The sequence below is a fragment of the Agrobacterium sp. RAC06 genome (assembly GCF_001713475.1).
Classification (GTDB): domain Bacteria; phylum Pseudomonadota; class Alphaproteobacteria; order Rhizobiales; family Rhizobiaceae; genus Allorhizobium.
The window spans coordinates 1,134,720-1,159,060 of record NZ_CP016499.1 but is presented as its reverse complement, the minus strand read 5'-3'; the positions used below and the strand labels follow the sequence as shown (position 1 = coordinate 1,159,060).

The following is a 24,341-nucleotide window of genomic DNA, read 5'->3' as shown; positions in this document are numbered from 1 at the left end:
GGCAGATGATCGACATTTCGTTCGGCAATTGTGAACGAGTCGACCCGCGAGGCCGGGATATCCGACCTGGCGGGATATCAAGATGGCCGGTCACGCCGACAGCATCAGATCCATGTTCTGCACGGCAGCCCCCGACGCACCCTTGCCGAGATTGTCGAGCAGCGCCACGAGGTTCACATGCACACCACCGGGCGTGCCGAAGACGAAGAGCTTCATCGAGTCCTGTCCGACCAGTTCTTCTGCATCGACGCGCGGCAGCTTGGCACTGTCCGCCAGCGGAACCACACTGACGATGTCCTGGCCCGCATAATGGGCGACGAGTGCAGCATGGATGCTCTCCACCGTCGTGCCTGCGGCGAGATCCTCCAGGAAGAGCGGCACCTGGACGATCATGCCCTGCGCAAATCGCCCGACGGAGGGGGCAAACAGCGGCGCGCGGTCAAGCAGGCCATGGGTCTGCATCTCCGGCACATGCTTGTGCTTGAGCGTCAGGCCGTAGAGGAAGTTGTTCGCCGCCAGATGCTCCGGATGGGTCTTGTCCTCCATCTGCGCAATCATCTGCTTGCCACCGCCGGTATAGCCCGACACGGCATTGACAGAAATCGGATAGCCGTCCGGCAGGATTCCGGCAGCGCGCAGCGGCCGGATGAGGCCGATCGCACCGGTCGGATAGCAGCCGGGATTGGAAACATAGCGCGCCGATTGGATCTTCGCCTTCTGCGCCTTGTCCATTTCGGCAAAGCCATAGGCCCAATCGGGATGCACCCGAAATGCGGTTGAGGCATCCAGCAAACGGACATTGTTATTCGCTGCCGTCATCTCATAGGCCTGCTTCGACGCATCGTCGGGCAGGCAGAGGATGGCGATGTCGGCGCTGTTCAGCATGTCCTCACGCATCTTCTCGTTCCGCCGCTCCGCTTCGGGGATCGACAGCAGCTCCAGATCGCGGCGGTCGGCCAGGCGCGTGCGGATCTGCAGGCCCGTTGTGCCGTGTTCGCCGTCGATGAAGATCTTCGCTGCCATTTGTCTAATCCTGTCAGAGGTTTGGATGAGAATGCGGAATCTGATTGTGAGTGTGTTGAATCAATGTGTCAGGCGCGTGTCGCGAGTTTCTCGGCGCGCAGGCCCAGCATATACATTGCAACCGTGGCACCGGCAATTGCGGTGATGTCGGCATGGTCATAGGCCGGCGCCACCTCGACGATGTCGGAGCCCCGGACGTCGAGGGCCCCGAGCTTGCGCAGGACCGACAGCATCTTGGCGGAGGAGGGGCCGCCGGCGACCGGTGTCCCCGTGCCCGGAGCATAGGCCGGGTCGAGGCAGTCGATGTCGAAGGTCATATAGGTCGGAGCCGTGCCAACATGCGAGAGGATCGCGTCGGCGATGGCCTGCGCGCCCATGTCCTCGACCTCGTAGCCTGGAATGATCCGGATGCCGAAATCCTCCGGCGCTTCCGTGCGGATGCCGATCTGGATCGATTTCGTCGGATCGATCACGCCTTCGCGCACGGCCCGGCAGACGAAGGAACCATGGTCGATCCGCTGGCCGTCATCGTCCCAGGTGTCCTGATGGGCATCGAAATGCACGAGCGCCAGCGGTCCGTGTTTGGCGGCATGGGCTTTCAGAAGTGGCCAGGTGACGAAGTGGTCGCCGCCAAGGCCAAGCAGGTAGGCGCCCGAAGCGATGATCTCGGACGCCTGGTCCTCGATCAGGGCAGGGGTCTTCTGATGATTGCCGTAGTCCAGAAGCACGTCGCCGTAATCGATGACGGCCATCTGCTCGAAGAGATCGCGCGCAAAGGGATATTGCGGATCATTGTCGAAGATCGCCGAGGCGCGCCGGATTGCCTGTGGCCCGAAACGGGCGCCGGGCCGGTTGGAGACGGCGGCATCGAAAGGGATGCCGAGCACGACCGCATCGACGTCGGTGAGGTCCTTGGAATACTTGCGGCGCATGAAGGAGAGCGCGCCCGCATAGGTCGGATCGGTCGCTGCACCGCGCAGGGTCTTTGCGGTAAACGCGTTGTCGATCGATTTGCTGGCCATGATGCTCTTCTCCCTCTGAAAATTTGATCAAGTTAGTTGGTCGACTTGCTCGGTCAAGCCTCGATCGCCGGCAGCAGCTGCGCGGGTCGAGGCGAACGAAAAAAGGCGGAGCCGAAGCCCCGCCTTGATTTCCGTTTCCGGTTGTCCAGCGATTAACGCTTGGAGAACTGGAACGAACGACGGGCCTTCGCCTTGCCGTACTTCTTACGCTCGACGACGCGGCTGTCGCGGGTCAGGAAGCCACCCTTCTTCAGGACCGGACGCAGGCCCGGTTCGAAGTAGGTGAGGGCCTTCGAGAGACCGTGACGAACGGCACCGGCCTGACCGGAGAGGCCGCCGCCGGCGACAGTCGCGATGATGTCGAACTGGCCGTCACGGGCCACTGCGACGATCGGCTGCTGCAGGATCATCTGCAGGACCGGGCGTGCGAAGTAGGTGGAGAACTCGCGGCCGTTGATGGTGATCTTGCCGGTGCCCGGCTTGACCCATACGCGGGCAACGGCGTTCTTACGCTTGCCGGTGGCGTAGGAGCGACCCAGCGAGTCGACCTTGCGGACGTGAGCCGGAGCTGCGTCCTGTGCCGGGGCAAGGTCCTTCAGGGAAGAAAGATCGGCCATACTTAGGCGCTCCTTGTGTTCTTGGCGTTCAGCTTGGCAACGTCGAGAGCGACGGGCTGCTGAGCTTCATGCGGGTGGTTCGTGCCAGGATAGACGCGCAGGTTCTTCATCTGGCGACGACCGAGCGGGCCACGCGGGATCATGCGCTCGACGGCCTTCTCGAGAACGCGCTCCGGGAAGCGGCCTTCGATGATCTGGCGAGCCGTACGCTCCTTGATGCCGCCCGGATAACCGGTGTGCCAGTAGTACTTCTTGTCGGCATACTTCTTGCCGGTGAAGACGACCTTTTCGGCATTGATGACGATGACGTTGTCGCCGTCGTCAACATGGGGGGTGTAGGTGGCCTTGTGCTTGCCACGCAGGTGCATGGCGATGATGGTGGCGAGGCGGCCGACAACGAGCCCTTCGGCGTCGATGAGGATCCACTTCTTCTCCACCTCTGCAGGCTTCTGAACGAAGGTAGACATTGAGGTCTCTTTCAGTGTGATCCTGTGTTTCCCAATTGTGGGAGCGACAGGCGTTTCTTGTTGCTTGTTTCGCGCCGTTTTCGACGCAAAAAAGAAGGCGGTCCCGAAGGGCCGCATTCCGAGGAGGGGTATAGAGGGAGTGCCGCTGGAGGTCAAGATCGCGGCAGCTCGGCGGGTTCGGAGAAACCGAAGGTAAAACAATGACTTGATGGTGTGGTGTTATTTTACCGCATGTCGATCGCTGTCGGCATCAGACTCCATGACCGCGCTAATCGGCCGGAAAAGGCGGAATTCCGCATTCCAGCGAAGCAAGCAAATGGAACAGACGTGTCATAATTGTCCAGCGCAACCCATGATTTTGCTAATATGCGCATGAACATAATGAAAACATAAACCGAACGTACCGGCTGGGGTCGTCAACGGAGATCGCCATGTCGCTCGAACGCCGAATTTCGCTCATCACGCTCGGCGTCGCCGACATCGCTCGCAGCACCGAGTTTTATGCGAGGTTGGGCTGGACTAAATCCGCCGCGTCCAACGACCAGGTGACCTTCATCCAGCTGAAGGGCACGGCCCTTGGTCTGTTTTCGCGCGCCAGCCTGGCGGAAGATGCGCATGTCGAAGACACGCCCCCGGGCTTTTCCGGCATCGCGCTCGCCTACAACGTCTCGAGCGAGATCGGCGTCGATGCCGTCGTGAAGTTTGCCGTGTCCTGCGGGGCAAGGCTGGTCAAGTCGCCGGAGAAAGTCTTTTGGGGTGGTTACTCCGGTTACGTCGCCGATCCCGATGGTCATTTGTGGGAGATCGCCTTCAACCCGTTCTTCCCGCAGGATGAACACGGACATGTCATCCTTCCGGAATGATCGCTTGCATTTGATCGATATGCATACGCGCTCGTTAAGCGGTCCGCGCTAGAGTGAGATTGGGACAAGATGGACGGGTAAACCAAGGGCCTTTGCGGGCCGGGAGGAACGTCCATGAACCACGACACCTACCTCAACAGCTACCTTGCCGATATCCTTGCGACGGCCAAGAACGTGGCCGTCGTCGGCGCCTCGCCGGATGACAAGCGCCCCAGTCACTGGATCTCCGGCTTTCTGCTTGGCAAGGGCTATCACGTCTTCCCCGTCAATCCGCTGCATCGCGGCGAGCGCATCCTCGGGCAGCAGGTCTACGGATCGCTGGCGGAGATTCCGGAACCGGTTCATCTCGTCGATGTCTTCCGCCGCACGGAATGCCTGCCGGGCATCGTCGACGAGGTCCTGGCAATGTCGCCCCGGCCCTTCGCGATCTGGTGTCAGCTCGGGATCCGGGATGATGCGGCGGCCGAAAAGGCAGAGGCAGCAGGCATCAGCATGGTCATGAACCGCGCGCTGGTGTCCGAATACCCGCTTGTCTATGAGCGGCTGCATCCGGGCTCGGCGCAAGGTCATGCAGCCTAATACGCTCAGGCGATTCAGAAGCGGATGATCGGTTTTCCAAACCCGAATCGACGCGTCTCCGGATCGTAGTCCTGGCAGTTGAGCACCGGGCACCAGGCGGCATCGCGCGTCGGCACATAGGCGCGCTCGGCATATTCATGCGGATCGCACATGGCGCTGCGTGTGACATAGCGGTCGTAGAGCGTCATGCCTTTCACGCGCGTCGACGGGTAGCGCAGAATGACCGCGCCTTCGTTCAAGACGCGCTGCCGGACCTGGTCGCAGGTGAGCGCCGTGGAGTTGTAGCGCGAAATTGCGAGTGCCGGCTGGGCAAGCAGCAGGGCTGCGATGGTTGTGATGGCAAGCTGTGTCGGGCGCATGGCGGTCCTCCTTGAGACGGCAGATCAACGTGTGGCCGGGCAGGGCGGTTCCGCCTTGTTGTCGACGGCGGCCACACCATTTAATCCTGATCTAGCGAGATGAGGAGACAGACATGGCCGATCACGATCACTACAGCGCGGATGACCTGCGGGACATCCTCGGAAGCGTTCGAACGATCGCGTTGCTCGGCGCGTCTCCAAAGCCGGATCGACCGAGCTTCGGCGTCATGCGTTTCCTTCTGTCGAAGGGCTACACGGTGTATCCGATCAATCCGGGCCAGGCTGGCAAGGAAATTCTCGGCCAGACCGTCTACGCCACAATGTCTGACATTGCTGAACCGATCGATATGGTCGACGTCTTTCGGGCACCGGAATACCTGGGCGAGGTGGTCGCAGAAACGCTTGCCTTGCCGAACCGGCCCAAGGTCATCTGGGGTCAGCTTACGGTCCGCGACGATGAAGCCGTCAAGCCGGCCGAAGAGGCTGGCATCCGCGTGGTCATGGACCGCTGCCCGGCGATCGAAATCCCCAGGCTCGGGCTCTGACGCGTTAGGCGCCGACCAGCAAGTCCGGATTGGCGCGCAGCGCGTTCAGCGTATCGGCATTGCCGCAATAGTCGACAAAGGTTTGCTCGGCCTTGCCCTGGTGCAGGTGCGCCCGGCAGGTATCCTTGGATGAACACTGCGCACAGGTCACCTGCATGTCGCGGAACAGGCGACGCATGCGGTACTCCATCTCTGCCGGATCGATGTTCAAGGCCCGCATCATCGCCGGCATTTCGTCGGCGGCATGCGGGCCTGCCTTCACGAGCGCAAGCAACTGATGGCTGCTGATGCCGCAGTCGTCTGCGAGCGCATCGACTTCGGCATCGGATAAGGCGGCAAGCATGTCGCTTTCATTGGCGGTTTCGAAACCCTGGGCGAACCAGGAGAGGATTTGCTGCACGGTGTGGCGGACCGGATCGGCGATCGTGAGTGTCATGCGTCTCTCCTTTAACTGCGAAGAGCATGCCAGCACGACGGACGACCGCATTGACCTCGATCAAGTATGAATTTCCCGATCACCCCCGCACTTTGGAATAATCCGGGCTGACATCGGGCGGCGACTGATTATGATCCGGCCCGAAGTCACATAGGGAGGACCAAATAATGTCGGAGAACAATCCGGGTTTCGCCACGCTCGCAATCCATGCCGGCGCCCAGCCGGACCCCACCACGGGCGCGCGGATCACGCCGATCTACCAGACCACGGCTTACGTCTTCAACGACAGCGATCATGCCGCAAATCTCTTTGCCCTCAAGGAGTTCGGCAATATCTACACCCGCATCATGAACCCCACCCAGGGCGTTCTGGAAGAGCGGATCGCAGCCCTAGAGGGCGGCACGGCAGCACTCGCTGTGGCCTCAGGTCACGCGGCCCAGCTCCTGATCTTCCACTCTCTGATGCAGCCCGGCGACAACTTCGTTGCGGCGAAGAAGCTCTATGGTGGCTCGATCAACCAGTTCGGCCATGCCTTCAAGAATTTCGGCTGGCAGGTCCGCTGGGCAGACCCTGCTGCCCCCGAGAGCTTCGCCGCCCAGATCGATGACAAGACCAAGGCCGTCTACATCGAAAGCTTGGCCAATCCCGGCGGCACCTTCGTCGATATCGAAGCCATCGCCGAGGTCGCCCATCGCCACGGTCTGCCGCTGATCGTCGACAACACCATGGCGAGCCCCTACCTGATCCGCCCGCTGGAGCATGGCGCCGACATCATCGTCCATTCCGTCACCAAGTTCCTTGGCGGCCACGGCAATTCCATGGGCGGTGTCATCGTTGATGGCGGTACATTCGACTGGTCTGCAAAACCCGGCAAGTATCCGATGCTGTCTGAGCCACGCCCGGAATATAACGGCGTCGTCCTGCACCAGACCTTCGGCAATTTCGCCTTCGCGATCGCCTGCCGTGTCCTTGGCCTGCGAGATCTTGGACCAGCCATCGCGCCGATGAACGCCTTCCTGCTGCTGACCGGCATTGAGACGCTGCCGCTGCGCATGCAGCGTCATTGCGACAACGCCATGAAGGTCGCAACCTGGCTGAAGAGCCACCCGAAGGTCGCCTGGGTCAATTATGCCGGCTTGGCCGACGATCCGAACAACGCTTTGCAGAAGCGCTACTCGCCGAAGGGCGCCGGGTCCGTCTTCACCTTCGGCATCAAGGGCGGGCTTGAAGCCGGCAAAGCGCTGGTCGGTGGCTTGAAGCTCTTCTCGCACCTGGCCAACATCGGCGACACCCGCTCGCTGATCATCCATCCGGCGTCGACGACCCACGCCCAGCTCTCTGAAGCCCAGCAGATCGCAGCCGGTGCCGGACCTGACGTCGTCCGCTTGTCCATCGGCATCGAGGACGCCGAAGACATTATCGCCGATCTTGAGCAGGCGCTGGCCTCGGCCTGATCTGTCCTTTGAGCGGCGGTGCAAAACACCGCCGCTCGTTCACCTGGAGACCATGATGAGCCTGTCCCTGCCATTCGATCCCTCCACCGTCACGCCGGAAGAGGGCGCTCCCGCCACCGATCGCTTGATTTCAGGCGACCCACGCTTCATCACCTGGAACATCGAGGAAGCGGACGGCGGCATCTATGCCGGTATTTGGCAGTCGACGCCGGGCAAGTGGCGGATCGTCTACGATGAATGGGAGTACTTCCACATTCTCGAAGGCCACTCTGTTGTCACCGAGGATGGCGGCGAGCCCGTTCACTTGAAGGCCGGTGATCGCCTGATCCTCAGACCCGGCTTCAAGGGAACCTGGGAAGTCCTTGAAACGACTCGCAAGGACTACGTCATCCGGCTCTAGCTCGCGGCCTTGAGCCGGGTCGCTGCCGCCTCATGCTCTGCTGCCATCGTGGCATCTTCGGCTGACACCTTCTGGATGCTGGCACGATCGCCGATCCGGTCCATGTAAGCCTGGAAGACCGGGCGCGCCTCGACGAGCCCGAACATCGTCGTCCAGCGCAGCGCGATCCCCCAGAGCAGATCCGCAGCCGTGAACCGCTCGCCGAGCAGGTAGGGGCCTGTTTTCAGCGTCTCTTCCAGCATGTCGATCAGCGAATCGTAGCTGGCATAGGGGGTTTCGTTCATCGAGCCCGGCTCGCGTTTCATGAAGCGATCGACGACTGCCGGTTCGAAGCAACTGCCATAGATGAAGAGCCAGCGCAGATAAGCGCCGCGATCCGGGTCCATGAGGGCAGGGGCAAGCCCCGCTTCGGGGTAGAGATCAGCGAGATAGAGGTAGATTGCGCCCTGTTCGGTAACCATCGTATCGCCGACTCGCACCGCCGGCACCTTGCCGAGCGGGTTGATCGCGAGATAGGCGGGCTGGCGCTGCTCGCCCGTCTTCATGTTCAGCACATGCAGATCGTAAGGCACCTTCAGTTCCTCGAGTAACACGCGCGCACCGGTGGCGCGGGTCTGGGGTGAGTAGAAGAGGGTGATTGATCGTGTCTGCGTCATTGGACGTCTCCCTTTCGAAAATGATCACGCCATAAGGCGATGAAGGGAGATTGCGCCACCATACCTGTCAGATTGTGTCAGGTTGGTTTAGCATAGTGGTCGAAACGAGGAATTTTCGATGCGGGCGAGCCGGCTCATCAACATACTCACGACGCTGCAGGCGAAGGGGCTGGTGACCGCCGAGGCGCTGGCCGACGAAAACGACGTCTCGGTGCGCACCATCTACCGCGATATCGATGCCCTCTCGCTGTCGGGTATCCCCGTCTACAGCGAACGCGGCTCCGATGGTGGCTACCGGCTGCTGGACGGCTACCGCGTTCGTCTGAACGGCCTCACGCCCGCCGAGGCCGAGGCCATGTTTCTGTCCGGCATTCCCGGTGCGGCTGCCGATCTCGGCCTGGGATCCCTGATGGCTGGCGCTCAGAAGAAGCTGACAGCCGCCTTGCCGGAAGATCTGCGCGAAAGCGCCCGCCGCATGCAGGAGAAGTTCCATCTCGACGCGCCCGCCTGGCTCGCCGAAGGGGAGCAGCCGGTCTACCTGCAGGCCATTGCCGATGCGGTCTGGAACTCCAAGCGCATCCGCATGCGCTATCGCTCGTGGAAGGCGGAAAAGAACCGTGAGGCCGAACCGCTCGGCATCGTCATGAAGGGCGGAGCCTGGTATCTTGCCGCCCGCGTCGACGGCACTGTCCGCACCTACAGGATCTCGCGTGTCCTCGACCTGATCGTCACCGAAGAGCGTTTCGATTGGCCGAAAGATTTTGACCTCGCCGCCTATTGGACCGAAAACACGCGGCGCCTCGAACTCGAGCTCTACCCGAACTCGGCAGTGATCCGGCTCTCGGCCTGGGGACTAAAAGAGCTGGAGCACATGGCGCCACCCTATGTGCGCGCCAATCTCGAATTGCTGGGAGAGCCTGACGAGTATGGCTGGCAGACGGTCCGCCTGCCAGTGGCGCATGAGCGCATGGCCGTCTCCGAAATGCTGAAGCTCGGAACGGAAGCCGAGGTCCTCGACCCGCCAGAATTGCGGCTCGCCATGCGGCGGGCCGTCGAAGCGCTGATGGTCCGCTACGCCGAGCCGACTGCCCTCACCAGGTAAGATCGAGCCGCTCCAGCCCGTGGAAGTGATAGACGTCCTTGACGGTGGGCGTCTCTGCAATCTTCAGCCCCGGCAAGCGCTTGAAGAGCAGCGGCAGCACGATGTTGAGCTCGAGCCTGGCGAGCGGAGCTCCGATGCAGAAATGAATGCCTGCGCCGAAGGAGAGATTGGCCCCTTCCTCGCGCGAAGGCTTGAAGGCGAGTGGTTCGGGGAATTTCTGCGGATCGAGATTGGCCGCAGCCAGGATCAGGCTCACCTTGTCGCCACGCTGAAAGCTGACGCCGTCGATCTCGCAGGGCTCCAGACACCAGCGCTGGAAGATATGCACCGGCGCACAGATGCGAAGTGTTTCCTCGACGGTCCGCTCGGTCGTCTTCTCGTCGGAAAACAGCGTTGAGGGATCGATGCCGCTGTCGAGGATCACGCGCACCGAGTTGCCGATCTGGTGCACGGTCGCTTCATGGCCGGCATTGAGCAGCACGATCGTTGTCGAGATCAGCTCGTCCTCGGTGAGGAACTGGCCCTTGTGCTCGGTGTGGATCATGTGGCTCAAGAGATCGTCGCTCGGATTGGCGCGGCGCTCGGCAATCACTGTCCGAACATAATCCGCAAATTCCTTCGCCGAGCGGTCTGCGGCTTCCTCGTCTGCACGCGTCCGCTTGAACATGTACATGCCGACATAGTCGTGGCTCCATTTGAGGAGCTGTGGTCCCATGTCCTCGGGGATGCCGATCATCCGCGCGATCATCGTGACCGGGATGATGTCGGCAAAGGTCGACAGAAGCTCGGTCTTTCCATCCTTCTCGAAATCGTCGATCAGCCGGTTCGCGAGCAGTTCGATCTCAGGCGTCATCTTCTCGACATGGCGAGAGACAAAGGCGCGGTTGACGAGCGTCCTCAGGCGCGTGTGCTCCGGCGGCTCGATCTCGAGCAGGGAATGCTCCTCAGCCTTGTCGAAGTGACGGGTGTGCTCGGCCGGTTCCGGCATGCCGAGCTCCTCGCGGGTCGCGATATGCAGGATCTGCCGGCCAAAGCGGCGGTCGCGCAAAAGCGCGTTCACATGGTCATAGCCGGTGAAGAACCATTGCTTCTGTTCCTCCCAGTAGAAGGTCGGACAGCTGTCATGCAGGGCCGCATAGGTGCGGTTCGGATCGCTGTAGAAGGCCGGATCGCGGGCGTCGAGGGAGACCCGACGGGTGGCGGGGTCGATGGAAAGGAAGGATGTCTGTGTCATGCGTTCTGTTTATCCTTTGCATTCCCGCGCGCAAGGGGAAGCGGATGCGCTCAGTCGTCCAGCTTGTGGGCAACGGCAGAGATGCGTTTCAGAATGGCCACCTGTCGGCTCGCCTGCCGATCGACCTCTACCTGTATGTTGTCTTCGCGCGCTGGCGGCACGGTCACGGTGTGATTGCCCGAGCGCAGCGAGGTGCGGTTTCTCCCTTGCGCCTTGGCCGTGTAAAGCGCGAGATCGGCCTCGGACAGGAGCTTGTCCAGATCTGCGTCGCGCAGAGAACTGGTCGCGATGCCGACGCTGGTGGTGACAGAGATCGCCTCGTCTTCGGTCGGGATGCTGCGATCTGCCAGCGCCAGCCGCACGGTCTCGGCGAACAGCGCCGCATCCCTTGGTTCCGAAATCGCGAGGACTGCGGCAAATTCTTCACCGCCGGTCCGCGCGAAAACCGCACGCTGCGGCAGAAGCGACCGGCAGACTTCGGCAAATTCCCGCAGGACCCGGTCACCGACCGTATGACCGTGCCGGTCGTTGATTTGCTTGAAATGATCGAGGTCGAAGATCAGGACTGCCAGTGTGTTGAGGGGGGAGCTTTCCACAAGCCCCTGATAGGCCTCGGAAAAGCCACGCCGGTTGAGCGCGCCGGTCAGTGGATCTGTCCTGACCAGTGCCTGCAGCTGTTCCTGGGAACGGTCCATTGTAATCTTGGCGAGTATCACGACCGAGGTCACAAAGCCGATGACCGCGAGCGTTCCTATCCACATGGAGAAATAGTTGTCGGCAAAGCTCGTGGGGCGCTGGAAAATGACGAACGCGGCAAAACCCAGCGTCACCGCAGATTGACCACCCCAGATGCAGACAAGCAGGGCGCGATCGCGGTGGGAGCTGAAATGCGCGCGCGCGGCGATGAAGGCCAGCGTCGCGAATCCGATGGCGGCGGCCACATTGTAAAGCGAGACCCTAAAGGCGAACTCCATCCGGATGAAGGGTGCGAGGTTTCCGGCGAGCCAGACTACGGGCGGGATCCACAAAAGCCGCGGTGCCGGCCTGTGATCAAGGGCTGCGAGCCCCTTCACCCAGAGACTGAAGCCGAGGAGCGATATGGTGTTGGCCGTCTGGATCGAAACGAAATCGGGGATCTGTCCGCGCAGCGCGACCAGTCCAAGGCCACTTGCATGAAACAGGAATCCGGTGCCGAACCATAAGAAGTGTTTCTGGTCACGGGCGTGCCACCAGATGGCCATGAGCAGAATCGCGAGCGTGCTGGCCTGGATGACCCAGAGCAAAAACGCGGTCTTGACGTCAATCACGATGCAATTCCTGAAACGAATTCGGCAGTCTATCGCTGCAGAATGGGCCAAGCAGGTTAAGCAGTCACTATGAAAACGTGCAGAATCCTGCCCCGGCCAGGAATTGAGCAAAGGCCAGACTTACCGAAATTTCACCATGTTAGCCGTTTCTTGTGTATGGATATCGCGCCATGGCACTCAGCCGTCCGTCGAGCCGGCCGAAAGCCAGGATCTCCAGCAGGGAGCGCATCGCGACCATTAAGGATATCCGGTCCTCGTGTCTTGAATGTCTGGGTGCGGACACTCTATGTAGGGATTGACAAAGATTACGTGATTCCCGCCACCGGATGTGCCGGGGAGAGGCTGAAAAGGACCGACATGAGAAATCCCGTTGATACCGCTCTCGCTCTGGTGCCGATGGTCGTCGAGCAGACCAACCGTGGCGAGCGCTCCTACGACATCTTTTCTCGACTGCTGAAGGAGCGGATCATCTTCCTGACGGGGCCGGTCGAAGACACCATGGCCTCGCTCGTCTGTGCCCAGCTTCTCTTCCTTGAGGCCGAGAACCCGAAGAAGGAAATCGCCATCTACATCAATTCGCCGGGCGGTGTCGTCACCTCCGGCATGGCGATCTACGACACGATGCAGTTCATCCGTCCTGCCGTGTCGACGCTTTGCATCGGCCAGGCCGCTTCGATGGGCTCTTTGCTCCTCGCTGCAGGCGAGAAGGGCATGCGCTTTGCCACCCCGAACTCGCGGATCATGGTTCACCAGCCTTCCGGCGGCTTCCAGGGGCAGGCCTCCGACATCGAGCGCCATGCTCGTGACATCATTAAGATGAAGCGTCGCCTGAACGAGGTCTATGTCAAGCATACGGGCAAGACGTATGACGAAGTCGAGAACACGCTTGATCGTGACCACTTCATGGAATCGAGCGAAGCCAAGGAATGGGGTCTGATCGACCGTATCCTGACCTCGCGCGCTGAAATGGAAGGCGCTGCACCGTCGGCGTGACCCTTGTTGCGGATGCCGGTATCGGACCGATGCCGGCAGACGTGATGGCACCCGGGGTTTAAAGTCGACGCAAAAGCGCTAATAGTAGGATTAAGGCTATGTTGAATCTTTGTGACATAGTCTGCCGAGACTGAGAGTTTTCGTTGCCGCCGCTCCGACAAGGTCGGATCGGCTAGTAGCTCCGGATCGGAAGAGGTTTTCACCAAAGGCGGCGGTGGAAGCTGAACAGTGTGAGTGACCGCCCTGCCGTGACTGCGGTGGCGCGGCGTGCTGGAAGGATAAAGACATGAGCAAAGTCAGCGGAAGCAACGGCGGTGACTCCAAGAATACCCTTTATTGTTCCTTCTGCGGCAAGAGCCAGCACGAGGTCCGCAAGCTGATTGCCGGACCGACGGTGTTCATCTGCGATGAATGCGTCGAACTCTGCATGGATATCATCCGCGAAGAGAATAAGTCTTCGATGGTCAAGTCTCGTGACGGCGTTCCCACGCCGCAGGACATCATCAAGATCCTCGACGAATACGTGATCGGTCAAAAGCAGGCGAAGAAGATCCTCGCTGTGGCCGTGCACAACCACTACAAGCGCCTTTCGCACGCCTCCAAGGGCGGCGACGTGGAACTGGCGAAGTCGAACATCATGCTCGTCGGCCCGACCGGCTGCGGCAAGACCTATCTTGCCCAGACGCTTGCCCGCATCATCGACGTGCCCTTCACCATGGCGGATGCCACGACTCTGACCGAAGCCGGTTATGTCGGTGAAGACGTCGAAAACATCATCCTGAAGCTCCTGCAGTCGGCAGATTACAACGTCGAGCGCGCCCAGCGCGGCATCGTCTACATCGACGAAGTCGACAAGATCTCCCGCAAGTCGGACAATCCCTCGATCACCCGCGACGTATCGGGCGAGGGCGTCCAGCAGGCGCTTCTGAAGATTATGGAAGGCACGGTCGCGTCCGTTCCTCCGCAGGGTGGCCGCAAGCATCCGCAGCAGGAATTCCTGCAGGTGGATACGACCAACATCCTGTTCATCTGCGGCGGCGCCTTTGCCGGCCTCGACAAGATCATATCCGCCCGCGGCGAAAAGACCTCGATCGGTTTTGGCGCAACGGTGAAGGCGGAAGATGATCGCCGCGTCGGCGAAGTTCTGCGTGAACTCGAGCCGGAAGATCTCGTCAAGTTCGGCCTCATCCCGGAATTCATCGGGCGTCTGCCAGTCTTGGCGACGCTTGAAGACCTGGACGAAGATGCACTGATCCAGATCCTGTCCGAGCCGAAGAACGCCCTTGTGAAGCAGTACCAGCGCCTGTTCGAAATGGAGGACGTCGAACTGTCCTTCCACGAGGACGCGCTTCGCGAGATTGCCCGCAAGGCGATCACCCGCAAGACCGGTGCCCGTGGCCTTCGTTCGATCATGGAAAAGATCCTGCTCGACACGATGTTCGAACTGCCGGAACTGGAAGGCGTCCGCGAAGTCGTCATCTCCGACGACGTCGTCAACGGCAATTCCCGCCCGCTCTACATCTATGCCGATCGCCAGGAAGAGAAGGCCAACGCTTCCGCCTGATCGTGTCGGATCGATTGCAGCGAAAAGCCCGCCCTTGTGGCGGGCTTTTCCGTTTCGGGCGATCTTTTTTGGTGCTGCCTGTGGTTATCTCCGGAGCCCTTGTCCATTTACGGTATTCGCTGTTGTCAGGCCCGTCGATTGGGCTAGAACAGGGGCGAGTGAACGCTTGAGTTCGGCGTCGCCGTTACCGCGTATCCGCGTTCCCGATCATCCATGCGACGACCGGCTGCCTTTCAGGCGACGAAGTGACGCGCATGGTTCGCATCAGGTCCGCAATGTAGTGTGAAAGCGGGCAGGTTCTGTCATGCTGATGTCACAGATTCGGCGCGGGCACAGGCGGCAGGCTTGAATTGGCGGGAGCGCCACTCCACTTGTTGGAGGATCGAAAAATATGCCTGATGCCTCTTTTGGGTCGGCATGGAGTCCCGGTTTCCCCGGGACGTTTGAAAGGAAGTGAAATGACGAATACGTCAGCTGCAAACGAGGTGAACACCTATCCGGTGCTGCCTCTGCGCGACATCGTGGTGTTTCCTCACATGATCGTTCCGCTGTTCGTCGGTCGTGAAAAGTCCATTCGCGCTCTGGAAGAGGTGATGGGCTCCGACAAGCAGATCATGCTGGCCACCCAGATCAACGCAAGCGACGATGATCCGGCCCCGGACGCCATTTACGAAGTCGGTACTGTTGCCAACGTCCTGCAGCTGCTGAAGCTGCCAGATGGCACCGTGAAGGTGCTGATCGAAGGCCGTGCACGCGCCAAGGTCGAAAGCTACACCGGCCGCGAAGATTACTACGAAGCCAAGGCGAGCATCCTCGCCGAGCCGGCAGAAGATGCGGTCGAGATCGAGGCCCTGTCCCGCTCCGTGGTTTCCGAGTTTGAAAACTACGTCAAGCTGAACAAGAAGATTTCGCCTGAGGTCGTCGGCGCCGCGAGCCAGATCGAGGATTACTCGAAGCTCGCCGATACGGTTGCTTCGCATCTCTCCATCAAGATCACCGAAAAGCAGGAAATGCTGGAAACGGTGAGCGTGAAGACGCGTCTGGAAAAGGCGCTCGGCTTCATGGAAGGCGAGATCTCGGTTCTCCAGGTCGAGAAGCGTATCCGCTCGCGCGTCAAGCGCCAGATGGAGAAGACGCAGCGCGAATACTACCTCAACGAACAGATGAAGGCGATCCAGAAGGAACTCGGCGACGGTGAAGACGGCCGTGACGAGATGGCCGAACTGGAAGAGCGCATCGCCAAGACCAAGCTTTCCAAGGAAGCCAAGGAAAAGGCCGATGCCGAGCTGAAGAAGCTGCGTCACATGAGCCCGATGTCGGCGGAAGCCACCGTCGTGCGCAACTATCTCGACTGGCTGCTGGGGCTTCCCTGGGGCAAGAAGTCCAAGGTCAAGATCGACCTCAACGCGGCTGAAAAGACCCTCGACGAGGACCATTTCGGTCTCGACAAGGTCAAGGAACGCATCGTCGAGTATCTCGCCGTCCAGGCGCGTGCGACAAAGCTTAAAGGCCCGATCCTTTGCCTCGTTGGCCCTCCGGGCGTCGGCAAGACCTCGCTCGCCAAGTCGATCGCCAAGGCAACCGGCCGTGAATACGTGCGCATGGCGCTCGGTGGTGTGCGTGACGAAGCCGAAATCCGTGGTCACCGCCGCACCTATATCGGCTCGATGCCCGGCAAGATCGTGCAGTCAATGAAGAAGGCCAAGAAGTCCAACCCGCTCTTCCTGCTCGACGAGATCGACAAAATGGGCATGGACTTCCGTGGCGATCCGTCTTCGGCCCTGCTCGAGGTGCTGGATCCGGAACAGAACTCGACCTTCATGGACCACTATCTCGAAGTGGAATATGACCTGTCGAACGTCATGTTCGTGACGACCGCCAACACGCTGAATATCCCGGGTCCGCTGATGGACCGTATGGAGATCATTCGTATTGCCGGTTACACCGAGGATGAGAAGCTTGAGATCGCCAAGCGGCACCTGCTGCCGAAGGCGATCAAGGAACATGCCCTGCGGCCGGAGGAATTCTCCGTTGCCGACTCGGCGATCCTGGCGATCATCCAGCAGTACACCCGCGAAGCTGGCGTTCGCTCCTTCGAACGCGAACTGATGAAGCTTGCCCGTAAGGCCGTCACCGAAATCATCAAGGGTAAGGTGACCTCGGTTGCCGTGACCGGTGAGAACATCAACGAATATCTGGGCGTCCCGCGCTTCCGCCACGGCGAAGCCGAGGGCGAAGACCAGGTGGGCGTTGTCACGGGGCTGGCCTGGACGGAAGTGGGCGGCGAACTGCTGACAATCGAAGGCGTGATGATGCCCGGCAAGGGCCGCATGACGGTCACGGGCAACCTGAAGGAAGTGATGAAGGAATCGATTTCCGCTGCGGCATCCTATGTCCGTGCGCGCGCCGTCGATTTCGGCATCGAGCCTCCGCGCTTCGACAAGTCAGACATCCACGTTCACGTTCCGGAAGGCGCAACCCCGAAGGACGGTCCGTCCGCCGGTATCGCCATGGCAACCGCCATCGTCTCGATTATGACCGGCATTCCGGTCTCGAAGGATGTCGCGATGACTGGCGAAGTCACACTGCGTGGTCGCGTCCTGCCGATCGGTGGCCTCAAGGAAAAGCTGCTCGCAGCACTTCGTGGTGGCATCAAGAAGGTTCTGATCCCGGAAGAGAACGCCAAGGATCTGGCAGACATCCCGGACAACGTGAAGAACAACATGGAGATCATCCCTGTGTCCCGTATGGGCGAGGTGATCCGTCATGCTCTGGTTCGCGTGCCTGAACCGATTGAATGGGACGGAACCGTCGAAACGCCGGCAATCGGCGTGGTTGATGGAACCGACGAAACCGGTGCAACAGTCGCTCACTGAGGCAATTCTGCCATAAGTGAGCCACAAAGCTCCAAAACCGACAAAAAGGCTGGCATTTTTGCCAGCCTTTTTTGTGAAAAGCCGCTTAAAAGGCTTGTTTTCCGGGGCTTTCGGGTGCTTTTGAGTTGCGAAGGGCAGAAGCTTTCGTATTCTCCGCCCGACTTAATCATTTGAGTCGTTTCATACCAATCAGAAAGGGTGGAAACATGAACAAGAACGAACTCGTATCCGCGGTCGCCGAGAAGGCTGGCCTCACCAAGGCTGACGCTGCCTCTGCCGTTGATGCCGTTTTTGAAACGGTCCAGGCTGAACTGAAGAACGGCGGCGACATTCGTCTCGCTGGCTTCGGCGCCTTCACCGTCGCCCGTCGCGAAGCCTCCAAGGGCCGCAATCCGTCCACCGGCGCTGAAGTCGATATCCCGGCTCGCAACGTGCCGAAGTTCACGGCCGGCAAGGGCCTGAAGGACGCTGTCAACAGCTGATCCGTCGTGACCGTCGCCACCCTTCGGTGCCGATGGTCAGCTGACACCCTGGTTAGCCCGGCCTCTGTGCCGGGCTTTCTTTTTGCGCTCTTGCGCTGCAGCATGGGCTGTCATATTTCTGTTGCGCCGGATTGTCCGGCATTCGTTCTCAGGGCGGGGTGAAACTCCCCACCGGCGGTAAGGAGGAAACTCCAAGCCCGCGAGCGCCTGGTCTTCTCTAAGGGAAGGGCAGGGTCAGCAGATCCGGTGTAACTCCGGAGCCGACGGTTAAAGTCCGGATGAAAGAGAATGAGGTCAGGCTGTGCCCTGCATCCGCGTCACGCGGATCAGTTGGGCGTTGCTGCGCAGGTCCGTGCCCGTCCGGGCGCGGTTTTTCGTCGTCCTCATCTGTCCTGATTTGTGTTGGTCCTTTGGATAAGGAAAAATGACATGAATCAGAGCTCGGTTTCTGTTCTGCGTTCCCGGGCCGTTGTTGGTGCCGGTTTTATGGTTTTGGCAGGCGTTGCCTTTGCCATTCTCAATGTCGTCACCCAGTGGCTCTCGATGACGCTCGGCTTTCCGCCGGCTTCAACGGCCTTCTGGCAATATGGCTTCGCTCTTGTCCTCTCCCTTCCGCTGTTGTTCCGGCTCGGTTTGATGGCGATGAAGACCGCCTATCCCGTCCGCCACATCCTGCGCGTCCTGCTCGCGGCTTTCGGCGTCCAGGCCTGGGTGACGGGCCTTGCCACCGTGCCGATCTGGCAGGCGATCGCGCTCGTCATGACCTCGCCCTTCTTCATCATCATTGGTGCGCGGCTCTTTCTCGGCGAGACCGTCGGTCGCGATCGCTGGCTGGCGACCCTCACAGGCTTCGTTGGTGCGATGATCATCCTGCAGCCCTGGTCGGACAGCTTCACGCTCGCCGCGCTGCTGCCGGTTCTCTCTGCGCTTCTCTGGGGCGGTTCGTCGCTGATCATGAAGAACCTCACCCATTACGAGTCTCCGGAGACGGTGACCGTTTGGCTTCTCGTGCTGCTGACGCCGATCAACTTCGGCCTTGCTGCAGCATCCGGCTTTGCCATTCCTGAAGGTTCAGCGCTCTGGCTGCTTCTCGCCGCAGGTCTTTTGACGGCCATCGGCCAGTATCTGCTGACGCTCGCCTACAATGCGGCGGATGCCGCCTATGTTCAGCCCTTCGATGACCTGAAACTGCCGCTCAATGTTTTTGCCGGCTGGCTCGTCTTCGGCTATGCGCCGAGCGGCTATCTCTGGCTGGGCGCTCTTCTCATCCTCGGCGCATCACTCTTCCTGATGCTGCGCGAGGCTGGCAAGGAAGTTTCGCCTCAACCCTGAACCGATGAAAAGTGCGTTCATTCCCGCCTTGTCATTCGACTGTCATCGGACTGCCTCAGAACCCTCTTGTTCCATTTCTGGATACTGGAGGTTTCCCGATGACCCATGGTCTCTCCCGCGTCGCCCTGACGGCGGCGCTTTTTGCATCCGTGGCCCTGCCGGCCGCAGCCGAACAGGTTTTCAACCGTATTGCCGCTTTCCCGGTCGCCACCAATCTGCCGGCTGACAAGGACAAGCTTTCCACCACCTCGGCCGAGATCATCACGGCCTCGGAAGACGGCAATACCCTGATCTATTCCGACAGCCCGCTCGGCGGCATCGGCTTCATCGACATCACGGACGCCAAGGCGCCGAAGGCCGCCGGTGTGCTGATGATGGACGGCGAACCGACTTCTGTTTCCGTCGCCGGTGGCAAGGTTCTCGTCGGCGTCAACACGTCCGAGAGCTTCACCAACCCGTCGGGCAAGCTCGCGATCGTCGACATCGCCGGCAAGACCGTCGAGGGCACCTGCGACATCGGCGGTCAGCCGGATTCGGTTGCTGTTGCCAAGGACGGCTCTTTCGTCGCGATCGCCATCGAGAACGAGCGTGACGAAGACGTCAACGACGGCGCCCTGCCGCAGATGCCGGCCGGTGACCTCGTCATCATCTCGCTGAAGGATGGCGTTGCCGATTGCGGCACCATGAAGCGCGTCGCATTGACCGGTCTCGCCGAAGTCGCCCCAGAAGATCCGGAGCCGGAATTCGTTTCGGTCAACAGCCTCGGCGAAATCGCCGTCACGCTGCAGGAAAACAACTACATTGCCATCGTCGACGGCAAGACCGGCGAAGTGAAGAGCCACTTCTCCGCCGGTACGGTCGATCTGACGGGCATCGACACCAAGTCGGATGGCGCGCTGAAGTTCACCGGCACCAAGGACGGCGTTCCGCGCGAGCCCGACGCCGTGAAGTGGCTCGATGACAATCGTCTTGTCATCGCCAATGAAGGCGCCTGGAACGGCGGTTCACGCGGTTTCACCATTTTCGACAAGACCGGCAAGGTCGCCTACGAAGCCGGCGCCTCGCTCGAAATGGCGATCGCCCAGATCGGCCACTTCCCGGACAAGCGCGCCCGTTCCAAGGGCGTCGAGCCGGAAGGCCTGGAAGCCGCAACCTTCGGCGACCAGAACTATTTCTTCGTTCTCGCCGAGCGTTCCTCGATTGCCGCCGTCTACAAGGACACGGGCGCCGAGCCTGAACTCACCCAGCTCCTGCCGTCGGGCGTCTCGCCGGAAGGCGCAGTCGCCATCCCATCGCGCAACCTTCTGGTAACCGCCAACGAAGTTGATCTCGGTGAAGACGGTGGCGCGCGCTCTCACGTCATGCTCTATGAACTGGCTGAAGGTACGCCCGCCTATCCGATGATCCAGTCGGCCATGGTCGATGGCGCACCGATCGGTTGGGGCGCTCTCTCTGGCCTCGTCGGCGATGCCGAGAAGGTCGGCACGCTCTATGCCGTCAACGACAGCTTCTACGCCATGCAGCCGACGATCTTCACGATCGATGCAACGCAGAAGCCGGCTGTCATCACCTCAGCCCTGCCGATCACCCGCGGTGGCGCTGCGGCCCAGAAGCTCGACCTGGAAGGTATCACGCTCGACGGCAAGGGCGGCTTCTGGCTGGCTTCCGAAGGCGATGCTGCCAAGCTCGTCGGCCACGGCCTCTACAATGTCGACGCCAAGGGCGAGATCAAGGCCGAGATCGGCTTGCCGGTCGAACTCCTGGCCAGCCAGACCCGCTTCGGTCTCGAAGGCATCACCTCTGTCGGCACCGGCGACGACATGACGCTCTGGATGGCCGTTCAGCGCGGATGGGGCGATGACGAGAAGGGCTCGGTGAAGCTCCTCTCCTACAACCCGAAGTCCAAGGAATGGGGTGCCGTTCGTTATCCGCTGGAAGCGGCTGGCGAAGGCTGGGTCGGTCTGTCGGAAATCACCGCCCATGGCGACCACGTCTATATCGTCGAGCGCGACAACCAGATCGGCGATAACGCCAAGCTCAAGAAGCTCTACCGCGTCGCGATTGCCGATCTGAAGCCCGCCAAGATCGGTGAAGAGCTCCCGACGGTTGCGAAGGAACAAGTCCATGACTTCATCCCGGACCTGAAGGCCGCCACCAATGGCTATGTCGTCGACAAGCTCGAAGGCTTCGCCTTCGACGCATCGGGCAAGGCCTTTGCCGTGACCGACAATGACGGCGTGGATGACTCGTCTGGCGAGACCCTGTTCTGGGAAGTGAACCTTCAGGGCACCAACTGATCGAAAGATCGGGCCAGCTGAAACAGAAGAGGCCGGGTGATCGCTCACCCGGCCTCTTTTCATGTCGTCACCGGTGCGGATTACCAGCGATGATGCACATGCGGTGCGATCAGCCGCTCATAGACCTCGCGCGACGCCGCCATGACATCGGCAGAAAGCGCTGCAAGGTCCGAGGCCGCCGCATTGGCCTTGGCCTGCTCGCCATTGCGGGCGCCGGGAATGACGACCGTGACGGCCTCATGCATCAGGATCCAGCGGAGTGCAAACTGCGCCATGGAGGTGCCAGCTGGCACCAGCTTGCGCACTTCCTCGACGGCCGCGAGCCCCGTCTCGAATGGCACGCCGGCAAAGGTCTCGCCCACGTCGAAGGCTTCGCCATTGCGGTTGAAGTTGCGGTGGTCTTCCGCCGCAAACTGCGTGGCTGCGGTGATCTTGCCCGAAAGCAGGCCGCTTGCCAGCGGTACGCGGGCGATGACCGCGACGTTGCGGCGCCTGGCCTCCTGGAAGAAGAGGGCAGCCGGGCGCTGGCGGAACATGTTGAAGATGATCTGCACCGAAACGACGCCCGGATACTCGATTGCCTTCAGCGCTTCCTCGACCTTTTCGACCGAGACGCCGTAATGCTTGATCTTGCCGGCCTTGCGGATCTCTTCCAGCCCCTCGAACATCTCCTGGCGATAGTAAACGTCGGTCGGTGGGCAATGCAGCTGCACCAGATCGAGAGTATCGATTTCGAGGTTCTTCAGCGACCGATCGATGAAGGCTTCTATATTCGCCTTGGTATAGCCATCGGCCACATGCGGGTTGAGCCTCCGACCGGCCTTGGACGCCACCATCGGCCGCTTGCCGCCACGCGCCTTCAGCACCTCGGCAATGATTTTTTCCGACCGACCGTCGCCATAGACGTCGGCGGTATCGATAAAGGTCATGCCGGCATCAAGGGCCGCATTGAGCGCCGCCCGGCCGTCTGCCTCGGAGACTTCGCCCCAGGATCCGCCGATCTGCCAGGCGCCGAAGCCGATATCGCTGACGGTGAATTCCGTCCGGCCGAAGGAATGTTCTCTCATCGTGATGTCTCTCCCGTGATTGCGGTTTCGAGCTAGCAAGTGGGGCAGGGGGTGGCAAGCTTCAACCGCTCTAATCTCTTGAAGTGATCCGCTACCGCCGCCCATGCGAAATGGGAGGTGAAATTCAAACGCGAGCCCCGAATGCCCAAGACGATCCGCAAGGGCGATCTGCCCCAGAAAACCTGTCCCGTCTGCCGCAAACCGTTTGCCTGGCGCAAAAAGTGGGAGCGGGACTGGGACAATGTCGTCTACTGTTCGGAGCGCTGCCGCCGCACGGGCAAAACCGTTAACGCCGACAAGGCGTAGACCTTTCCAGAGAGTTCAGTGATCGGATCCCCATGACAGACCAGGCCCCGTCGTCGAAGCGCCTTGCTTTCTACGCGCTTCCCGCAATCCCGATGGCCGCCATTGCGCTGCCCTTCTACATCGTGGTGCCGACCTTCTACGCCGATCACTTCGCCCTGTCGCTCGCGACCATCGGCACGCTGCTGCTTGCCATCCGGCTGGTCGACGCGATCACCGATCCCCTGTTTGGCTGGCTGTCCGACCGTGTCCGCTCTCGCTATGGCCGCCGCCGTTTCTTCTTCGTCATCTCCACGCCGCTGACAGCGCTCGCCGCCTTCATGCTCTTCTGGCCACCTGAGGACGCGGGCGTCGGTTATCTCGCCTTCTGGGGCGTGGCGCTCTCCATCGGCGCCACCTGGTCGCTTTTGCCCTACACTGCCTGGGGGGCGGAGCTCGCGACCGGTTATCAGGCGCGGGTGAAGCTGTCGGCCTGGCGCGAGGGCGCCACTCTGATCGGCTCGCTGATCGCGATCACCCTGCCATTCGTCGGCGGCTTGGACACGGCAGCCGGCTTTCACGGCCTTGCCTGGGTCGCCGTCTTCATTGCCGTCGCGCTACCCTTAGCGGGACTGCTGGCGGTGGCCGTGGTGCCGGAACCGATCGATCTCTCACAGCGGAAGCTCTCGTTGCGGGAGGGCTTCCGGCATCTGCGCGCCAATGGTCCCTTCCTGCGACTGGTCAGCGCCTTCCTCTTGAACAGCTTTGCGAATGCGATCCCAGCTTCGCTCTTCATCTATTTCGTCGGCCAGCGTCTTGATGCGCCGGCCATGCAGGGGCCGCTGCTCTTCACCTATTTCCTCTGCGCCATCGCCGGCGTGCCGCTGGCAGTTGCCACCGCCAAGCGCCTCGGCAAGCACCGCGCCTGGTGCTACGCCATGATGCTCGCCTGTGCCGTCTTCTCGGTGACGGGTTTCCTTGGCGAGGGCGATGTGCTCGCCTTCACTGTGGTCTGCGTCGTGACCGGTCTTTTGCTCGGCTTCGATCTGACGCTGCCACCCGCGATCCAGGCCGACGTGATCGACAACGACACGGTTTCATCAGGCGAGCAGCGCTCCGGCCTTTACTTCGCCGCCTGGAGCTTCACCACCAAGCTTGCGGTGGCGCTCTCCGCCGGTGTCGTCTTCCCGCTCCTCGACCTTGCCGGCTTCATCGGCAGCCAGACGGCCACCCAAACGCCCGGTGCACTCACTGCACTGACGGCCCTCTACGCCTTCCTGCCGATCCTTCCCAAGCTCGCGGCCATCGCCTTGATGTGGAATTTCTCCCTCGACGAGGCGGCCCATCAGAAACTGCGCGCAAGCCTCGGCGCCTGAAACAAGAC

General features: G+C 60.9%; 24 protein-coding genes and 1 riboswitch. Of the genes, 14 read left to right on the top strand and 10 right to left on the bottom strand.

Translation table 11 applies throughout. The features are described 5' to 3' along the window. Window positions 1-90 precede the first annotated feature (90 nt). The 4 genes from argC to rplM form a co-directional block, all read right to left on the bottom strand. Window positions 91-1,023, bottom strand: coding sequence for an N-acetyl-gamma-glutamyl-phosphate reductase (gene argC, locus BSY240_RS05580; protein ID WP_069041657.1), 933 nt, complete (start codon window positions 1,021-1,023; stop codon window positions 91-93). Between the two features lie 68 nt (window positions 1,024-1,091). Continuing rightward, window positions 1,092-2,045, bottom strand: a complete 954-nt coding sequence (gene speB, locus BSY240_RS05575; protein WP_069041656.1) for an agmatinase — start codon at window positions 2,043-2,045, stop codon at window positions 1,092-1,094. A gap of 152 nt (window positions 2,046-2,197) precedes the next feature. Continuing rightward, window positions 2,198-2,662: a 30S ribosomal protein S9 gene (gene rpsI, locus BSY240_RS05570; protein ID WP_054150595.1), complete on the bottom strand. Its 465-nt coding sequence runs from the start codon at window positions 2,660-2,662 to the stop codon at window positions 2,198-2,200. Window positions 2,663-2,664: 2 nt separating this feature from the next. Beyond that, a complete protein-coding gene (gene rplM, locus BSY240_RS05565) occupies window positions 2,665-3,129 on the bottom strand; it encodes a 50S ribosomal protein L13 (protein ID WP_054150596.1) in 465 nt (154 codons plus the stop codon). Window positions 3,130-3,560: 431 nt separating this feature from the next. Between rplM and BSY240_RS05560 the strand changes: the two genes are divergently transcribed. Beyond that, window positions 3,561-3,992, top strand: a complete 432-nt coding sequence (locus BSY240_RS05560) for a VOC family protein (RefSeq protein ID WP_069041655.1) — start codon at window positions 3,561-3,563, stop codon at window positions 3,990-3,992. A 114-nt stretch (window positions 3,993-4,106) separates the two neighbouring features. Next, window positions 4,107-4,571, top strand: a complete 465-nt coding sequence (locus BSY240_RS05555; protein WP_054150598.1) for a CoA-binding protein — start codon at window positions 4,107-4,109, stop codon at window positions 4,569-4,571. 14 nt (window positions 4,572-4,585) lie between these two features. Here the strand turns inward: BSY240_RS05555 and BSY240_RS05550 are convergent, their stop codons facing one another. Continuing rightward, complete coding sequence (locus BSY240_RS05550; protein WP_069041654.1) at window positions 4,586-4,930, bottom strand: hypothetical protein; 345 nt, start codon at window positions 4,928-4,930, stop codon at window positions 4,586-4,588. Between the two features lie 113 nt (window positions 4,931-5,043). Here BSY240_RS05550 and BSY240_RS05545 point away from each other — a divergent pair, with 113 nt between their 5' ends. Next, the gene (locus BSY240_RS05545) at window positions 5,044-5,475 is read left to right on the top strand and encodes a CoA-binding protein (protein ID WP_069041653.1); all 432 of its coding nucleotides are present in this window, start codon (window positions 5,044-5,046) and stop codon (window positions 5,473-5,475) included. A gap of 4 nt (window positions 5,476-5,479) precedes the next feature. On the opposite strand, the gene BSY240_RS05540 is transcribed toward BSY240_RS05545, so the two are convergent. Further along, window positions 5,480-5,911 carry a DUF6455 family protein gene (locus BSY240_RS05540; protein ID WP_069041652.1) on the bottom strand — a complete coding sequence of 144 codons (432 nt, stop codon included), beginning with the start codon at window positions 5,909-5,911 and terminating at the stop codon, window positions 5,480-5,482. A gap of 167 nt (window positions 5,912-6,078) precedes the next feature. Between BSY240_RS05540 and BSY240_RS05535 the strand changes: the two genes are divergently transcribed. Together BSY240_RS05535 and BSY240_RS05530 are read left to right on the top strand one after the other, a co-directional pair. Beyond that, window positions 6,079-7,365, top strand: a complete 1,287-nt coding sequence (locus tag BSY240_RS05535; RefSeq protein WP_069041651.1) for an O-acetylhomoserine aminocarboxypropyltransferase — start codon at window positions 6,079-6,081, stop codon at window positions 7,363-7,365. Window positions 7,366-7,420: 55 nt separating this feature from the next. Further along, a complete protein-coding gene (locus tag BSY240_RS05530; protein WP_069041650.1) occupies window positions 7,421-7,765 on the top strand; it encodes a cupin domain-containing protein in 345 nt (114 codons plus the stop codon). On the opposite strand, the gene BSY240_RS05525 is transcribed toward BSY240_RS05530, so the two are convergent. Beyond that, the gene (locus BSY240_RS05525; RefSeq protein ID WP_069041649.1) at window positions 7,762-8,421 is read right to left on the bottom strand and encodes a glutathione S-transferase family protein; all 660 of its coding nucleotides are present in this window, start codon (window positions 8,419-8,421) and stop codon (window positions 7,762-7,764) included. The two genes, BSY240_RS05530 and BSY240_RS05525, sit on opposite strands and share 4 nt — an antisense overlap. Window positions 8,422-8,539: 118 nt before the next feature. On the opposite strand from BSY240_RS05525, the gene BSY240_RS05520 reads away from it, so the two are divergent. Next, window positions 8,540-9,523 (top strand): helix-turn-helix transcriptional regulator, encoded by a 984-nt coding sequence (locus tag BSY240_RS05520; protein ID WP_069041648.1) that lies wholly within the window; start codon window positions 8,540-8,542, stop codon window positions 9,521-9,523. On the opposite strand, the gene BSY240_RS05515 is transcribed toward BSY240_RS05520, so the two are convergent. Then, complete coding sequence (locus tag BSY240_RS05515; RefSeq protein WP_069041647.1) at window positions 9,513-10,757, bottom strand: cytochrome P450; 1,245 nt, start codon at window positions 10,755-10,757, stop codon at window positions 9,513-9,515. The two genes, BSY240_RS05520 and BSY240_RS05515, sit on opposite strands and share 11 nt — an antisense overlap. Window positions 10,758-10,807: 50 nt before the next feature. Beyond that, window positions 10,808-12,064 carry a GGDEF domain-containing protein gene (locus tag BSY240_RS05510; protein WP_069041646.1) on the bottom strand — a complete coding sequence of 419 codons (1,257 nt, stop codon included), beginning with the start codon at window positions 12,062-12,064 and terminating at the stop codon, window positions 10,808-10,810. 357 nt (window positions 12,065-12,421) lie between these two features. Here BSY240_RS05510 and clpP point away from each other — a divergent pair, with 357 nt between their 5' ends. The 6 genes from clpP to BSY240_RS05480 all read left to right on the top strand — a co-directional run bounded on the left by clpP (window position 12,422) and on the right by BSY240_RS05480 (window position 21,608). After that, window positions 12,422-13,057 carry an ATP-dependent Clp endopeptidase proteolytic subunit ClpP gene (gene clpP, locus BSY240_RS05505; RefSeq protein WP_054150607.1) on the top strand — a complete coding sequence of 212 codons (636 nt, stop codon included), beginning with the start codon at window positions 12,422-12,424 and terminating at the stop codon, window positions 13,055-13,057. Between the two features lie 286 nt (window positions 13,058-13,343). Further along, window positions 13,344-14,621, top strand: a complete 1,278-nt coding sequence (clpX, locus tag BSY240_RS05500) for an ATP-dependent Clp protease ATP-binding subunit ClpX (protein WP_054150608.1) — start codon at window positions 13,344-13,346, stop codon at window positions 14,619-14,621. A 458-nt stretch (window positions 14,622-15,079) separates the two neighbouring features. Further along, window positions 15,080-17,497 carry an endopeptidase La gene (gene lon, locus BSY240_RS05495; protein WP_069041645.1) on the top strand — a complete coding sequence of 806 codons (2,418 nt, stop codon included), beginning with the start codon at window positions 15,080-15,082 and terminating at the stop codon, window positions 17,495-17,497. A gap of 206 nt (window positions 17,498-17,703) precedes the next feature. Continuing rightward, on the top strand, window positions 17,704-17,979 hold the full coding sequence (gene hupB / locus BSY240_RS05490; protein ID WP_006727558.1) for a DNA-binding protein HupB: 276 nt from the start codon (window positions 17,704-17,706) through the stop codon (window positions 17,977-17,979). A gap of 140 nt (window positions 17,980-18,119) precedes the next feature. Then, a riboswitch (FMN riboswitch) is annotated at window positions 18,120-18,273 on the top strand. A gap of 135 nt (window positions 18,274-18,408) precedes the next feature. Continuing rightward, complete coding sequence (locus BSY240_RS05485) at window positions 18,409-19,311, top strand: DMT family transporter (protein WP_069041644.1); 903 nt, start codon at window positions 18,409-18,411, stop codon at window positions 19,309-19,311. Window positions 19,312-19,409: 98 nt separating this feature from the next. Beyond that, on the top strand, window positions 19,410-21,608 hold the full coding sequence (locus BSY240_RS05480; RefSeq protein ID WP_069041643.1) for an esterase-like activity of phytase family protein: 2,199 nt from the start codon (window positions 19,410-19,412) through the stop codon (window positions 21,606-21,608). An 80-nt stretch (window positions 21,609-21,688) separates the two neighbouring features. Here the strand turns inward: BSY240_RS05480 and BSY240_RS05475 are convergent, their stop codons facing one another. Further along, window positions 21,689-22,675, bottom strand: a complete 987-nt coding sequence (locus tag BSY240_RS05475) for an aldo/keto reductase (protein WP_069041642.1) — start codon at window positions 22,673-22,675, stop codon at window positions 21,689-21,691. 141 nt (window positions 22,676-22,816) lie between these two features. Between BSY240_RS05475 and BSY240_RS23610 the strand changes: the two genes are divergently transcribed. Continuing rightward, window positions 22,817-22,981, top strand: a complete 165-nt coding sequence (locus BSY240_RS23610; RefSeq protein ID WP_083229562.1) for a DUF2256 domain-containing protein — start codon at window positions 22,817-22,819, stop codon at window positions 22,979-22,981. A gap of 32 nt (window positions 22,982-23,013) precedes the next feature. Further along, window positions 23,014-24,333, top strand: a complete 1,320-nt coding sequence (locus BSY240_RS05470) for an MFS transporter (RefSeq protein ID WP_069041641.1) — start codon at window positions 23,014-23,016, stop codon at window positions 24,331-24,333. Window positions 24,334-24,341: the final 8 nt, after the last annotated feature.

Excerpts from the sequence above, each read along its gene's own strand:
- argC (WP_069041657.1), bottom strand. The coding sequence starts at position 1,023 with ATGGCAGCGAAGATCTTCATCGACGGCGAACACGGCACAACGGGCCTG.
- speB (WP_069041656.1), bottom strand. The coding sequence starts at position 2,045 with ATGGCCAGCAAATCGATCGACAACGCGTTTACCGCAAAGACCCTGCGC.
- rpsI (WP_054150595.1), bottom strand. The coding sequence starts at position 2,662 with ATGGCCGATCTTTCTTCCCTGAAGGACCTTGCCCCGGCACAGGACGCA.
- rplM (WP_054150596.1), bottom strand. The coding sequence starts at position 3,129 with ATGTCTACCTTCGTTCAGAAGCCTGCAGAGGTGGAGAAGAAGTGGATC.
- BSY240_RS05560 (WP_069041655.1), top strand. The coding sequence starts at position 3,561 with ATGTCGCTCGAACGCCGAATTTCGCTCATCACGCTCGGCGTCGCCGAC.
- BSY240_RS05555 (WP_054150598.1), top strand. The coding sequence starts at position 4,107 with ATGAACCACGACACCTACCTCAACAGCTACCTTGCCGATATCCTTGCG.
- BSY240_RS05550 (WP_069041654.1), bottom strand. The coding sequence starts at position 4,930 with ATGCGCCCGACACAGCTTGCCATCACAACCATCGCAGCCCTGCTGCTT.
- BSY240_RS05545 (WP_069041653.1), top strand. The coding sequence starts at position 5,044 with ATGGCCGATCACGATCACTACAGCGCGGATGACCTGCGGGACATCCTC.
- BSY240_RS05540 (WP_069041652.1), bottom strand. The coding sequence starts at position 5,911 with ATGACACTCACGATCGCCGATCCGGTCCGCCACACCGTGCAGCAAATC.
- BSY240_RS05535 (WP_069041651.1), top strand. The coding sequence starts at position 6,079 with ATGTCGGAGAACAATCCGGGTTTCGCCACGCTCGCAATCCATGCCGGC.
- BSY240_RS05530 (WP_069041650.1), top strand. The coding sequence starts at position 7,421 with ATGAGCCTGTCCCTGCCATTCGATCCCTCCACCGTCACGCCGGAAGAG.
- BSY240_RS05525 (WP_069041649.1), bottom strand. The coding sequence starts at position 8,421 with ATGACGCAGACACGATCAATCACCCTCTTCTACTCACCCCAGACCCGC.
- BSY240_RS05520 (WP_069041648.1), top strand. The coding sequence starts at position 8,540 with ATGCGGGCGAGCCGGCTCATCAACATACTCACGACGCTGCAGGCGAAG.
- BSY240_RS05515 (WP_069041647.1), bottom strand. The coding sequence starts at position 10,757 with ATGACACAGACATCCTTCCTTTCCATCGACCCCGCCACCCGTCGGGTC.
- clpP (WP_054150607.1), top strand. The coding sequence starts at position 12,422 with ATGAGAAATCCCGTTGATACCGCTCTCGCTCTGGTGCCGATGGTCGTC.
- clpX (WP_054150608.1), top strand. The coding sequence starts at position 13,344 with ATGAGCAAAGTCAGCGGAAGCAACGGCGGTGACTCCAAGAATACCCTT.
- lon (WP_069041645.1), top strand. The coding sequence starts at position 15,080 with ATGACGAATACGTCAGCTGCAAACGAGGTGAACACCTATCCGGTGCTG.
- hupB (WP_006727558.1), top strand. The coding sequence starts at position 17,704 with ATGAACAAGAACGAACTCGTATCCGCGGTCGCCGAGAAGGCTGGCCTC.
- BSY240_RS05485 (WP_069041644.1), top strand. The coding sequence starts at position 18,409 with ATGAATCAGAGCTCGGTTTCTGTTCTGCGTTCCCGGGCCGTTGTTGGT.
- BSY240_RS05480 (WP_069041643.1), top strand. The coding sequence starts at position 19,410 with ATGACCCATGGTCTCTCCCGCGTCGCCCTGACGGCGGCGCTTTTTGCA.
- BSY240_RS05475 (WP_069041642.1), bottom strand. The coding sequence starts at position 22,675 with ATGAGAGAACATTCCTTCGGCCGGACGGAATTCACCGTCAGCGATATC.
- BSY240_RS23610 (WP_083229562.1), top strand. The coding sequence starts at position 22,817 with ATGCCCAAGACGATCCGCAAGGGCGATCTGCCCCAGAAAACCTGTCCC.
- BSY240_RS05470 (WP_069041641.1), top strand. The coding sequence starts at position 23,014 with ATGACAGACCAGGCCCCGTCGTCGAAGCGCCTTGCTTTCTACGCGCTT.